At 54.1% G+C, this 13,172-nt stretch carries 13 protein-coding genes and 1 tRNA gene; 10 read left to right on the forward strand and 4 right to left on the reverse strand.

Features of this window, described 5'->3' with window-relative positions; all coding sequences use genetic code 11:
• The first annotated feature begins 14 nt into the window (after positions 1-14).
• Entirely contained in the window at positions 15-524 is a 510-nt protein-coding gene (locus BMX66_RS12885) for a CinA family protein (RefSeq protein ID WP_090882854.1), read from the forward strand.
• Between the two features lie 13 nt (positions 525-537).
• On the opposite strand, the gene BMX66_RS12890 is transcribed toward BMX66_RS12885, so the two are convergent.
• On the reverse strand, positions 538-1,176 hold the full coding sequence (locus BMX66_RS12890; RefSeq protein ID WP_090882856.1) for a TIGR00645 family protein: 639 nt from the start codon (positions 1,174-1,176) through the stop codon (positions 538-540).
• Between the two features lie 145 nt (positions 1,177-1,321).
• Here BMX66_RS12890 and BMX66_RS12895 point away from each other — a divergent pair, with 145 nt between their 5' ends.
• From BMX66_RS12895 to BMX66_RS12925, 7 genes are all read left to right on the forward strand, one after another.
• Positions 1,322-2,656: a tetratricopeptide repeat-containing S1 family peptidase gene (locus tag BMX66_RS12895; protein ID WP_158593427.1), complete on the forward strand. Its 1,335-nt coding sequence runs from the start codon at positions 1,322-1,324 to the stop codon at positions 2,654-2,656.
• Positions 2,657-2,794: 138 nt separating this feature from the next.
• Positions 2,795-3,814, forward strand: coding sequence for a recombinase RecA (recA, locus tag BMX66_RS12900; protein WP_090882860.1), 1,020 nt, complete (start codon positions 2,795-2,797; stop codon positions 3,812-3,814).
• A 44-nt stretch (positions 3,815-3,858) separates the two neighbouring features.
• Positions 3,859-4,311 (forward strand): recombination regulator RecX, encoded by a 453-nt coding sequence (gene recX, locus BMX66_RS12905; protein WP_090882862.1) that lies wholly within the window; start codon positions 3,859-3,861, stop codon positions 4,309-4,311.
• Complete coding sequence (locus tag BMX66_RS12910; RefSeq protein ID WP_177168790.1) at positions 4,308-4,658, forward strand: hypothetical protein; 351 nt, start codon at positions 4,308-4,310, stop codon at positions 4,656-4,658. The genes recX and BMX66_RS12910 overlap by 4 nt, the downstream gene beginning before the upstream one ends.
• Positions 4,659-4,727: 69 nt before the next feature.
• Positions 4,728-7,316 carry an alanine--tRNA ligase gene (gene alaS / locus BMX66_RS12915; RefSeq protein ID WP_090882864.1) on the forward strand — a complete coding sequence of 863 codons (2,589 nt, stop codon included), beginning with the start codon at positions 4,728-4,730 and terminating at the stop codon, positions 7,314-7,316.
• A gap of 48 nt (positions 7,317-7,364) precedes the next feature.
• A complete protein-coding gene (gene trxB, locus BMX66_RS12920) occupies positions 7,365-8,315 on the forward strand; it encodes a thioredoxin-disulfide reductase (RefSeq protein ID WP_090882866.1) in 951 nt (316 codons plus the stop codon).
• 35 nt (positions 8,316-8,350) lie between these two features.
• On the forward strand, positions 8,351-8,956 hold the full coding sequence (locus BMX66_RS12925) for a Smr/MutS family protein (RefSeq protein ID WP_090882868.1): 606 nt from the start codon (positions 8,351-8,353) through the stop codon (positions 8,954-8,956).
• Between the two features lie 88 nt (positions 8,957-9,044).
• On the opposite strand, the gene BMX66_RS12930 is transcribed toward BMX66_RS12925, so the two are convergent.
• From BMX66_RS12930 to BMX66_RS12940, 3 genes are all read right to left on the reverse strand, one after another.
• Positions 9,045-9,440: a TraR/DksA family transcriptional regulator gene (locus tag BMX66_RS12930; RefSeq protein WP_090882870.1), complete on the reverse strand. Its 396-nt coding sequence runs from the start codon at positions 9,438-9,440 to the stop codon at positions 9,045-9,047.
• A gap of 142 nt (positions 9,441-9,582) precedes the next feature.
• A complete protein-coding gene (locus BMX66_RS12935) occupies positions 9,583-10,116 on the reverse strand; it encodes a peroxiredoxin (protein ID WP_090882872.1) in 534 nt (177 codons plus the stop codon).
• 71 nt (positions 10,117-10,187) lie between these two features.
• Positions 10,188-11,450: an MFS transporter gene (locus tag BMX66_RS12940; RefSeq protein ID WP_090882874.1), complete on the reverse strand. Its 1,263-nt coding sequence runs from the start codon at positions 11,448-11,450 to the stop codon at positions 10,188-10,190.
• 31 nt (positions 11,451-11,481) lie between these two features.
• Here BMX66_RS12940 and BMX66_RS12945 point away from each other — a divergent pair.
• A tRNA-Arg gene (locus BMX66_RS12945) sits at positions 11,482-11,557 on the forward strand.
• Positions 11,558-12,206: 649 nt separating this feature from the next.
• Positions 12,207-13,142, forward strand: a complete 936-nt coding sequence (locus BMX66_RS12950) for a hypothetical protein (RefSeq protein ID WP_143058238.1) — start codon at positions 12,207-12,209, stop codon at positions 13,140-13,142.
• Positions 13,143-13,172: the final 30 nt, after the last annotated feature.

Genomic DNA, 13,172 nt, shown 5'->3' on the forward strand with positions numbered 1-13,172 from the left:
GAGGATCAAATGACATGGACGACATGATGCTTCAAGACCTTGCCAGACAGACTGGCACGGCACTTGCCCAGCAGGAGTTGATGCTTGCTACTGCCGAATCCTGCACCGGCGGTTGGCTGGGGCAGGCTCTCACATCGATAGCCGGAAGTTCCGCCTGGTACGACCGTGGCTTCATTACCTACGCCGCCATCTCAAAACACGAAATGCTGGGTGTAAGCAGCGCAACGCTTGAACAATACGGCGCGGTATCCGAGCAGACCGCATCCGAAATGTCGGCCGGCGCAATTGCCCGAAGCCGTGCCCAGGTCGCGGTTTCCATCACGGGTATTGCCGGCCCCGACGGCGGCACAGTCGAAAAACCGGTGGGGATGGTTTGTTTTGCCTGGATAATGAAAGAAGGAATGGCGCTTACCGAAACTCGATATTACAGCGGCAGCCGTGAGGAGATAAGGCGCCAGTCGGTAGCTGGAGCGCTGCAAGGCGTAATAGACCTGTTACACAGTATCCCGCCCAAAGTCGCGTAAACACACCTGTTGTTCAGTGGGAATTCTTTGCCTTATGGGCGACGCTATTGCCGGACATGAGACGGTCGCTATAAGCAATTGCAATCGCGGAAAGCAGAAAAACCAGATGGATTCCTGTTTGGGCCAAAATGGTTTTCTCATCGTACGCCTTGGCGTTGATGAAGGTCTTGAGCAAGTGGATGGACGATATGCCTATAATGGCCGTGGCAAGCTTGACTTTTAGCACCGATGCGTTGACATGCGACAGCCACTCCGGCTGATCGGGATGACCCTCGAGATTCATGCGGGAAACGAAAGTTTCATATCCTCCGATGATCACCATGATAAGCAGATTGGAGATCATCACGACATCGATCAAGCCCAGCACAACCAGCATGATAGTCGTTTCCGTGGTCTTGGTAGGCCTGACCGCGCCATCGATCGCAACCGCATCCAGAATGTGCTGTAATGCCGACTCGTTACCCATGACGGCGCCGATCAAATCGAGCAATTCGACCCAGAAGTGGTATACATACACGCATTGGGCCAGAATCAGTCCGAGGTACAACGGTAATTGCAGCCAGCGTGTGGCGAAGATGAAATACGCCAGTGGCTGTATTCTTCGGGCAGCGGCGCGCGGACGTGGCTCTCCGGAATCCTCGTTGATATCCATTCGTTTCCGTGGTTCGCGGTAAAAAATAATTCGATATTTTACACGCAGGCTGTTTTGTTGCGCATATCGTTGACATTGCGCCACGACGAGCGTACTCAATATAAAGTAATGACCGTTGCGAAACAGGATGCCCAAAAGAAGAAACATGAGATCCCTATATCCGGTAATGCTCGGGGCTTTGGCATCCGCCTTGCTTTCTCCGCTCGCCGCGGCTAAAACCGCCGAGGAAATTTTTACGGAGGCATCGCCTTTCGTGGTATCGGTAAACATGGTTGACGTCCGGGGCAAGCATGGCAGCGGAGTAGTGATGGAAACGGATGAGGTGATTACCACCTGCGATGTGGCCGGAAAAGGAAAAAATGGCCAGGTGAGCCGGTCGGGCAGAACCTTCAAAGCGATGCTGGAAGGCGCCCAGGCTGACCGCAATCTTTGCCGTTTGAACGTGCCGGATATGCAGTCCCCACGGATCGTTCACGGCACGGCAGAAAAACTCTGGGTGGGGCAGCCAGTCTATGCTATTGGCATTCCCGAAAAACAGGCGGGGCAGCATGGACGGGAACCGGTCCTGATTGAAGCAGCCGTTTCCAGCCTTCGGCCATACGGGGGCTCACAGTACATTCGTATTTCTGCGGCCATTTCCTCGGGCTTCAGCGGTGGAGGGCTGTTTGATAACGAGGGACAGCTGATCGGGATACTGTCACCGCAGATTGTCGAAGGCGAAAATCTTGCTTTCGCGCTGCCGGTGGATTGGATAGGCGAGCTGCAAAAAGGGTCGCAGGGAGTGCATGAGGGGCAACGGAAGCAACCTGCTCCGGCGACGATAAACAAGGATGGACTCAATTGGTTTAACCGCATGTTAGCGCTGGAAAAGAAAGGGAAGTGGCGCGATCTGCTAAAACTTTCTCAGCAGGAAATCAAACGCAATCCCGCAAACGCTGCTGCATGGTTCAATGTAGGTATTGCTTCCGCCAATCTCAAACAGTATAGCCAGGCAATCGATGCCTATCGGGAAGCCATACGCAACCAGGCCGAATATGCCGACGCCTGGCATCACCTGGGCGTTGCCTATGCGAATCTCGGAGAATACGCTGACGCGATCCAGGCCTATGAGGATGCGCTGTTCATGCGGCCGGACAATGCGGGGGCATGGTTTGACCTGGGCAATGCATACTATGACCTCAAACGGTACGCCTATGCAATCCATGCCTACCGGCAGGCTCTGCGAATAGATCGCGAAAATTCCAATGCCTGGTACAGCCTCGGTGTTACCTACGACGAGTTGAAGCTATACGATGAATCGGCTGAGGCCTATCGCGAGACTGTGCGCATTCAACCGGAGAATGCTGACGCCTGGTATAACCTGGGTGTGGCTTACGCGATGCTGGACGAGCGTGGCAAGATGCGGGAAATATATCAGACCCTGCGCAAGCTCGACCCGGCACGAGCAGAGCAGTATTTCAACATTTATATTTTGCCCTGAACATTGCTCCGGTAAGAAAGGAGTTTATGCATGGCAGAGTAAAACTTGCGCCTTGCCGAATACGTTGTCATTCTCCGTCCGCCTTTCCGGTTGAGGGTTCCTGTGCGATAATTATCCTCTCTACAAAGGAAGAATTTCATGGATGAAAACAGAAGCAAAGCATTGGCAGCCGCTCTTTCCCAGATCGAGAAACAGTTCGGCAAAGGTTCGATCATGCGCTTGGGCGCCAGCGATGTTGCCAAAGACATCCAGGTAATTTCCACTGGTTCGCTAGGCCTTGATATTGCATTGGGTGTCGGCGGGCTGCCTCGAGGCCGGGTAGTGGAAATTTACGGACCGGAATCCTCCGGCAAAACTACCCTCACGCTGCAGGTCATCGCGCAAATGCAAAAGATGGGCGGCACCGCGGCGTTCATAGACGCGGAACACGCGCTCGATCCGCAATACGCGCAAAAAATCGGCGTCAACGTGCAGGAACTGCTGATTTCTCAACCCGACAATGGCGAACAGGCTCTGGAAATCGCCGACATGCTGGTGCGTTCAGGCTCCGTTGATGTGGTGGTGGTAGACTCCGTTGCCGCACTGACTCCCCGAGCGGAAATCGAGGGTGAAATGGGCGAGCCACAGATGGGCCTGCAGGCGAGACTGATGTCGCAGGCGTTGCGCAAGCTCACCGCCAACATCAAGCGCAGCAATACCATGGTGATTTTCATCAACCAAATACGCATGAAAATCGGCGTCATGTTCGGCAACCCCGAAACCACGACTGGCGGCAACGCACTGAAATTCTACGCATCGGTTCGCCTTGATATACGCCGTACCGGTTCGATCAAAAAGGGCGATGAGGTGATCGGTAGCGAAACGCGTGTGAAGGTGGTCAAGAACAAGGTCGCGCCGCCCTTCAAACAGGCCGAATTCGATATTCTCTACGGGGAAGGGATTTCGTGGGAGGGTGAAATCGTCGAGCTGGGTGTGCAGCATAAGCTGGTCGAAAAGGCGGGCGCCTGGTATTCCTACAAGGGAGAAAAAATAGGTCAGGGCAAGGACAATGCTCGTGAGTTTCTGAAAGAGCATCACGACATAGCGATGGAAATAGAATCGAAAATTCGCGCTGCCGTGGGCGTTTCCAATCCGGCCGAACCTGCGACCGTAGAATAACGGCGAGTAATCGCGGAGCAACATCCTGGCTCGCTGAGGCTGCCATGGCACAAAAACCGAGTCTGAAAACCCGCGCCTTGGGTTATCTGGCCCGGCGGGAACATTCCCGGCTGGAGCTGGAAAGAAAGCTTGCTCCTCATGCCCAAACTTCCGAAGAACTTTCCTCCGTGCTGGATGCGCTTGAGCAACGCGGCTTTCTCTCGGCCGCGCGCATGGTCGAGCACGTGATACACGTGCGCAGAATGAAGTTCGGCAGCCTGAGGATAATGCATGAGTTGCGTGAGAAGGGTATAGCAGAGAATTTAATCGCCGAGGCGTTGCCTAATATCAGGGAAACTGAGCAGGACAGCGCGCGCGAAGTCTGGCGGAAAAGATTCGGTGGGATGCCTGCCAATGCGAAAGAACTCGGCAGGCAAACGCGTTTCCTGATGGGACGGGGATTTAGGGCGGAGGTAATACATCAGGTATTGCGCCAATCTGTTGAGGATGAGCCATGACAAAACGCCTGGCCACAATCGTGCTGGCAGCGGCAACTATAGCGGTTCTGTTGGGCGGTTGTGATCGCATCAATGCGACGCCCATCAGTGAAATCAATATGTCTCCGGCAAATTTCGACGGCAAGGAGGTCATGCTTCACGGCACGGTGAAAGAGCCTACCCGGCTTCCATTATTGAATATGAAGTCCTATGTGTTGAAAGACGATAGCGGAGAGATTGCCATCCTGACCGAAGCCGATCTGCCCAGAATGAACGAAGAAATTAATGTGAAGGTGAAAGTAGCAAATATTGCGATCATCAATGGCGAACCGTTGGGAACGACGGTAACGGAAGTGGAACGGCGGTAAACTGACAGCAGGCAGAAACGCGGTTGAAGCAAGGCCGATCGGCCAGTAGTTGTTAATCAATGACTCGAGATGAAAAGCAGCGAAATACGCCAAAAATTTCTTGAATTCTTTGAATCGCATGGTCATACGATCGTCGCGTCGAGTCCGCTCGTTCCCGCCAACGATCCCACGCTCCTGTTTACCAACGCGGGCATGGTGCAGTTCAAGGATGTATTTCTTGGCCACGACAAGCGGCCTTATGTGCGCGCCGCGAGTTCGCAACGCTGCGTGCGGGCGGGCGGCAAACACAATGATCTGGAAAATGTAGGCTATACCGCGCGGCATCACACCTTTTTCGAGATGCTGGGCAATTTCAGCTTCGGCGACTATTTCAAGCGCAACGCCATCAAGTTCGCGTGGGAATTTCTCACTGTTACCTTGGGGGTACCGCAGGAGAAACTATGGATCACCGTGTATGCGGAGGATGACGAAGCTGCCGATATCTGGCTCAACGAGGTGGGAATCAACGCCTCGCGGTTCAGGCGCATAGCGACGACGGACAACTTCTGGCAGATGGGCGAAACCGGCCCGTGTGGCCCCTGTTCCGAAATTTTTTACGACCATGGTCCGGAAATTCCTGGGGGCCCGCCCGGCGCGCCCGACGCGGATGGGGATCGCTATATAGAAATCTGGAACCTGGTATTCATGCAATACAATCGGGACAGCGCGGGCACACTGCATCCGTTGCCCCGGCCATCGGTGGACACCGGCATGGGACTGGAGCGTATTTCGGCCGTTATGCAGCAGGTTCACAGCAATTATGAAATCGATTTGTTTCAGGAACTGATCAAGGCGGCGGCACAAGTTACGCACACGGCTGATTTGCATAGCAACTCGCTCAAAGTGATTGCCGATCACATTCGCGCCTGTTCTTTTCTTGTCGTGGATGGCGTGATTCCCGGCAACGAGGGCCGTGGCTACGTTCTCCGTCGCATTATCCGCCGCGCCATTCGCCACGGCTATAAACTTGGGCAGAAACAGCCTTTCTTTCATCTTCTGGTGGAAGCTCTGGCGAGAGTAATGGGACCGGCCTACCCGGAACTGATGGAAGCCAGCGCTCGCGTGGCGGCGGTACTGAAGCAGGAGGAAGAGCGTTTCGCCGAAACGCTGGAAAATGGAATGCAGGTTCTGGAAGCCGCGCTGCGACGGGGCGACCGCATACTGGACGGTGAAACCCTTTTCCGCCTCTACGATACTTTCGGTTTTCCGCTGGATCTCAGCGCGGATATCGCGCGCGAGCGGGGTGTGGAGATAGACCAGGCCGGATTTGAACAAGCAATGGAGCGCCAGCGTGAGCGCGCCCGGGCGACGAGCAAATTCACCATGGAGGAAGGCGTAACGTATAGCGGACCCTCAACGGCCTTCTACGGCTATGAGAGCCTGCAGCACGAAGGGCAAATTCTTGCCATCTACAAAGAAGGCAGCCGGGTCGATTTCATCGAGGCGGGAGATGAGGCAGTAGTCGTGCTGGATAAAACGCCGTTTTATGCCGAATCGGGCGGACAGGTTGGGGACTGCGGGGAACTGCTTGCCGCCAACGGGACCTTTGCCGTATCCGATACCCAGAAAATTCAGGCGAACGTATTCGGCCACAAGGGGCTGCTGCGCAGCGGACGCCTTGCTGGCGGCGATATCGTGCTGGCGCAGGTCAACCCCGAAGCACGGGCGCGCACGGAACGTAATCATTCAGTCACGCACTTGATGCACAAGGCGCTGCGTCACGTATTGGGTACTCATGTACAGCAGAAAGGCTCGCTGGTTGATGCCAGCAAGACGCGCTTTGATTTCACGCATAACCAGCCGGTAACGGATGCCGAAATTAGACGGGTGGAAATGCTGGTAAACGCCGAAATCCTGGCCAACGCGGCTACAGAGGCGCGCGTGATGACGATAGAGGACGCAAAAAAAACAGGGGCAATGATGTTGTTTGGCGAAAAGTATGGCGACGAAGTGCGCGTGCTGGACATTGGCACTTCAAGCGAGCTGTGTGGCGGCACACACGTCAAACGTACGGGCGACATCGGACTCTTCAAGATCGTGGCGGAATCCGGCGTCGCCGCAGGCGTCCGCCGCGTGGAAGCGGTGACGGGCGAGGCGGCTCTGGCGTACATTCAGGAACAGGAATTGCAATTGCAGCGGGTGGCGGATGCGGTGAAGGCCCAACCACAGGAAGCAGCCGCGCGCATCATGCAAATTCTCGATAACGTCAAAAATCTCGAAAGAGAGCTCGGGCGCATGAAATCCAAGCTTGCCAGTTCGCAAGGCGATGATCTTGCCGGGCAGGTTCGTGAAGTCAAAGGCGCAAAAGTGCTGGCGATTTGTCTTGAAGATGCGGATTCCAGAACCCTGCGCGAAACGCTGGACAAGTTCAAGAATAAGTTCCAGTCCTCCGTCGTGGTGCTGAGCGCAATTGAGAATGGACGAGTCAAGCTCATTGCAGGCGTCACTGCCGACCTGACAACGAAAGTGAAGGCAGGTGAACTGGTCAATTTCGTGGCCCAGCAGGTCGGTGGCAAGGGTGGGGGGCGTGCCGACATGGCCCAGGCAGGCGGCACCCAGCCAGATAATCTGCCCGCGGCTCTTGATAGTGTAGCTGGCTGGATTGAACAACGGTTATAACCACCGTCCTCTTTATTTAAAAAAACAAACCCCAATATACTTAAAAGAATGACTAGCAAACACTCCCGCCTCCTCATCCTCGGATCCGGCCCAGCCGGTTATAGCGCAGCAGTTTATGCCGCTCGCGCCAACCTCAAGCCTGTACTCATCACCGGCATCGCGCAGGGTGGTCAGCTCATGACCACGACCGATGTCGATAACTGGCCGGCTGATGCGATGGGCGTACAGGGCCCGGAGTTGATGGAGCGCTTTCAGAAACATGCGGAACGCTTCGACACCGAAATCGTTTTCGATCACATTCACACGGCCAAACTTACGGACAAGCCCATCACCCTGATCGGTGATCAGGGCACGTACACCTGCGACGCGCTGATCATAGCGACCGGCGCCTCTGCTAAATATCTGGGACTGCCCTCAGAGGAAGCGTACATGGGCAGAGGCGTATCCGGCTGCGCGACCTGCGACGGCTTTTTCTACAAGGGACAGGATGTAGCCGTTATCGGCGGCGGCAACACGGCGGTGGAAGAGGCGCTTTATCTTTCCAACATCGCACGCAAGGTTACCGTTGTGCATCGCCGCGAGAAATTCCGCTCGGAAAAAATCCTGATAGACAAATTGATGGGGAAGGTAAAAAACGGCAACATTACACTGGAACTCAACCATGTGCTGGATGAGGTGCTGGGCGATGATGCCGGTGTCAACGGGATGCGCATCAAAAACCTTCAGGACAGTTCCACCAAGACCCTGGATTTGCAAGGCGTATTCATCGCTATCGGGCACAAACCCAACACCGATATTTTCCAGGGACAACTGAAAATGGAAAACGGTTATATCATCACTCGCAGCGGGAATCATGGCAACGCCACCGAGACCAGCATTCCCGGCATATTCGCCGCGGGCGATGTGCAGGATCATATCTACCGCCAGGCAGTGACCAGCGCGGGAACGGGCTGTATGGCGGCGCTTGATGCGGAAAAGTATCTGGATGTTCTGATCTGAGCAACAATTGAGCAACCACAGAGTGAGAAGCTCGCATGAAACGGCCGGACAAGCCCGCAATGAGTTACGCGGATTCACCGGAAGCGAAACCCGAGATCGACGACGACGCTGTCTTGTTCCGCAGTGCGGTTCGGGACGTTGCGCCGCTGGCCGCGTCCGGTAAAGTCGTCCTCACAGGCAGGCATCCCCAGCCAATTCCGCGCCAGGCTCAAGGTGACAGGGAACCTGGGTCGGAGGACTCGCTCTCCGACTACGTTCCGCTGGAGATGGCAACAGGTGATGAAGGATCATTTCTACGTCCTGGCCTGTCGCGCCAGACTTTGCGGCGGCTTCGACGCGGCTACTGGAAGATTCAGGCTGAACTTGACTTGCACGGATTCACACGTGACGAAGCGCGGCAGCAACTGGTGGTTTTTCTTGATGCCAGCCGGAATCGGGGCTTCCGTTGTGTACGGGTGATACATGGCAAAGGGCTCAGCTCCAGGAATCACGAACCGGTTTTAAAAGCCAGAATTGGAAGTTGGCTCTCGCAACGAGATGATGTGCTGGCTTTCTGTCAGGCCAGGTCCGAAGACGGAGGCAGCGGCGCAGTGCTCGTGCTGCTCAAGGTTTCGGTATCGCAAAAAACGGAACATTTTTGAAAAGCACGAATTGCACAGCAACAATCTTTTGGGAAGATTCGTTAAGCAAGGGTCGAGGGCTAAAAGAGTCTCTGCCGGCGCTTCCCGGCTAAAGGGTTGGATTCGGCTCGTGAGAATAGGTCTTCTCATGCAATTCCTGACAACGCACACATCTTTCAGCGGTGGGAAGGACCATCAAGCGTTCGAAGCCAATTTCACCGCCGCACTCGATACAATCGCCGAAATCCAATTCCGCCAGCCGCCTCAACGTAGCTTCCACTCCCCGCATCTCGTTTACCTGACGGTCTACGAGCGCAGCGTCCACGTCCACTAACATGTCAGCCACCGACTCATCGCCCGGATCAGCCACGCTGCCCGCCAGATCGGCATAACGCTGATCTCCCGAGCGTTCCAGTTCCCCCCGGACTTCTTCCCGCAGTTCCAGATACCGATGCTGCAGCATTTCTTTCAGTTGCGCCAATTGGTCTTCGCTCAGTTTTGCCATGATGGATTATCTCCTATGTCCTTTGCCGCCATTCGCCGCAACCCGCGGATTCATTCCTGTAAGTATGGCCCATACACGGTAAATTGCACTGGGAAGTTTTGTCGCATCAAAAGTGACAAGCCAGTTTTATGAACCTCCAGGATTACGAACCTTTCAGCTTTTTCAAATCCTCGATCACTTGAGCAGAGTTGCGCGAAGTGCTGGCCGATAGATAAATTCTGGCAATCCTGCCTTCCGGGTCGATAAGAAAAGTATTGCGCTTGGCCATACTACCGTCACCCCGAAGCGAACCATATCGTGCGGCCGTTTCGCCCTTGCTATCCGCCAGAAGCGGGAACGGAAGATTATATTTTTTGGCAAAACTCGCATGACTCCCGGCATCATCCACACTCACCCCAACCACCCGCGCACCCAGGTCTTCAAGCTCGCCGATGTCGTCACGAAATTTACAGGCCTGTTCGGTGCAGCCCGGCGTGTCATCCTTGACATAAAAATACAGCGCCAGCCACTGGCCGCGAAAATCCACCAGCTTACGTGTTTTGCCGTCCTGATCGGGAAGGCTGAAATCCGGCGCCGGCTGACCTACCTTCAGCGCAGGCGCCTCGGCACGTATCGCGTGACTTGAGAACAACAGAACCACCGCCATCAATGCCGCGAACATTCCCAGTGATTTCATAGCACCCCTCCATCATTCATTTGATTCAGTCCTCCACCACGCGTCAATTACTGCTACTCCTACCAGATCTTTTAACTGTCAGCCACATTCAATTTCCTGACTGGCCAAACCCACACTCGCAACAACAGCGCCGCGCAAGCTGCCAATCCACCTGCAAAAAAGAATGCCATTGCCGCGCTTTGGAGCTGCCAGATCGATCCGAACAGCAATCCCGCAGGAATCGCTGCAATGCCTACCATCAGATGATACCAGCCGAAAGCGGTTCCCCGCTCGCGAGGGGCTGCGTAATCGCTGATAATGGCTCGCTCTGCCCCTTCGCTCATGCCCGCACAAAGGCCATAAAAAATGCTTACTGCCCACAGCCCCGCACCATACTCAACCATGCCAAGCATCAGGAACGAGAGCGAGAATGTCGTCCAGCCGATCAGCATCAACGTCCCGCGCCCCAGGGTATCGGCCAGTTGCCCGCCCCAGGTGGAAGTGGCGGCTTTGCAAAGATTTAACGCCGACCACAGTAATAATAATTCGACTGTGCCCCCACCCAATTGGTGCCCCAGCAGCAGGATAAAAGTCTCCGAAGCGCGGGCAAATGTGAATAGCATCAGCACCAGAAGGTAGCGCCGCATCGGCAAGGATAATACGGACCAGCGCAAAGGCGGCAGTACTACCGGAGCAGAAGCAGCGGGATAATTGGCGGAAGCTTTTTCATCCTGCACACCCACCCCGAGCAGCAGCACCGCGACAAAGCCCGGAACCGCTGACCACAGAATCACCTCGGTCAGGCTCAGGCCCGACCATGCCAGCACAGCTGCCGCGGCCAGACTTCCCGCCACCGCCCCGCCATTATCCATGGCCCGGTGATAACCAAACGCGTAGCCATGCATTCCGGGTGGTGTCGCATCCGCCACCAGCGCGTCGCGCGGCGCGCTGCGAAGGCCCTTGCCGACGCGGTCGATACTGCGCAACACCAGAATCATCGGCCAGGAACCAGCCAGCCCCAGCAATGGCCGGGCGATGTTGGAAAGTGTATAGCCAGTCACCGCCAGCCCTTTGCGCCGCCCGCTCATGACGTCCGAATGCCGCCCCGACCACAGCTTGAGCAGGCTCGCTATTGCATCGGCAACACCCTCGATCAAACCCAGTGCCACCGGCCCCGCGGCCAGCACAGTCGCCAGCAATATCGGAATAAGCGGAATGACGATATCTGAAGCGAAATCGTTGAAGAAACTGACCAGGCCGAGAACGATGACGGTACGTGGCAGCTTTTCGTGTTTTCTTTGATCAGCGGTGCCGCTGTCAGGATTGCTTGGAGGTGGGGAGCCGGATTTATCCATAACCCGAATATTAGCGTAAAATGCAGCGAGGGCCCTGGTAGCTCAGTGGATAGAGCAACCCCCTCCTAAGGGGTAGGTCACACGTTCGATTCGTGTTCAGGGCGCCAGTATTCACAAGGCTTCTATCGATTTTCGTCTTTTTCAGAACTTACTGGATCAGGGAAATGTAACCAATTTGTAACCGCTATTTGTCTATGGTACGCGGTCACCTTGGCAACCGAGTTACAAGCAAATTGTCCGGCATTTATTACCTAATCCGGGCAATAGACACAGGATTGATCGGTCATTTCCAACGACGCCGGGAATGCCCGGGCGCCTTCTCAAAGACGAATGACAGGATCCCGCTTGGATAGGGGCGATGCGTCTGCATCAAGGCTTGAACGCTGCACAGTTAGCGTTGATAGCCCCGCACTTTTAACTCACGAAGCAAAGCCAAGGCTGCAATGATCAACGGAGCGTCCGCTGCATTCTCTGCAGGTTGTAGTCCTGAAATCCCAGCACAGTTTGTCTTTAAATCACGTTTTTTAGCATTTCAACTCTTGGTACAGTCTTGCCAGAAAGCTATATTTTTTAGTTACTGGTAATATAGTTTTACGTATAACGTGGAGAGTGATAGCAGAAAGTCGACAATCGAGGGAACTGTCGGCCTAAGCAGGAGGAATAAAAGTGCTCTATTTGTTTAATTCCGCATATACCCCTACCTACTTCGAGAACATATACCGACTGATAGGCCTGCCAAATGGAAGCAGGGTCGATATGAGATACTCTGAAAACGTCAATGCTCCCCGCCCGGAGACCGACGCGAATATGAGGGGCGCTACCTGTGTTATTTGCTACGTCGATCGTTTTGCTGAAAAGTACGTGTATTACCCATTTAGAAGGGGCAAAATCATATCCATTGTTCGAGAACAAGGAAGGGTTTTTTATCACGTCGAACTAGAGTCACATTGTCATAGCCAATCGCCGTCAGACTTCACTAAAGAGATTCAGAGAGTTGTCCCAAGTTCTCCACGTTTGACTAACAACGATCCAATATGTGGTGCAGACGGGCTGTATTGTATCGACGGACCCGATCCTGCTGCCTGGGTAATAGCAGGCGACAGTTGGTCGAAAGCTGTTGAGCAAATATATCAGACACAATCTTTCAAAACTTGTGTGCCTGCGCTATTTTTTACAGAGATCATGAGTAACGGCAAGAAGCCCGGCGCCGGTGAAGATGGACTAGAGCTACATGCAAATACGAATTACCATTTGACCGTCCACTATAAATATCCTCAGCAGCGAGGGGATGGCCGGCGACGGCGCATATATATCAAAATGGGAAACGAAATAAATCGAGAGTTTAGCGTGGGAAGCGCATCGGACCGGTTAACTGTGCCCTTTAATTTGCCAGTATTGGATTTTTCAACCGGGGCTATCGCTATTGAGACTATCGTCGAGGGGAAGGATTCTACGTGGGACGAAATTAGATATACGGCCCCAATTTCATTCCGTACAAGTATATGGCGAACAAACGTGCTTTTATTCGGCCTACTGTTCCTTGTCTCCTTTCTTGATGAGTTTTGGCAAGCAGAATGGGACTTTTTGAACACACATGCATGGATCTCCACTTTCTTTCAATTTTTTAAATTTACCCTTGTTATATGGGCAATATTCTCCTATCGGGGAAAGCTTAAGTTACCCGGCCTATGATTTATGATGTTCTAGAAACGCGCATAGCGC

It is taken from the genome of Nitrosovibrio sp. Nv6 (assembly GCF_900110495.1).
Classification (GTDB): domain Bacteria; phylum Pseudomonadota; class Gammaproteobacteria; order Burkholderiales; family Nitrosomonadaceae; genus Nitrosospira.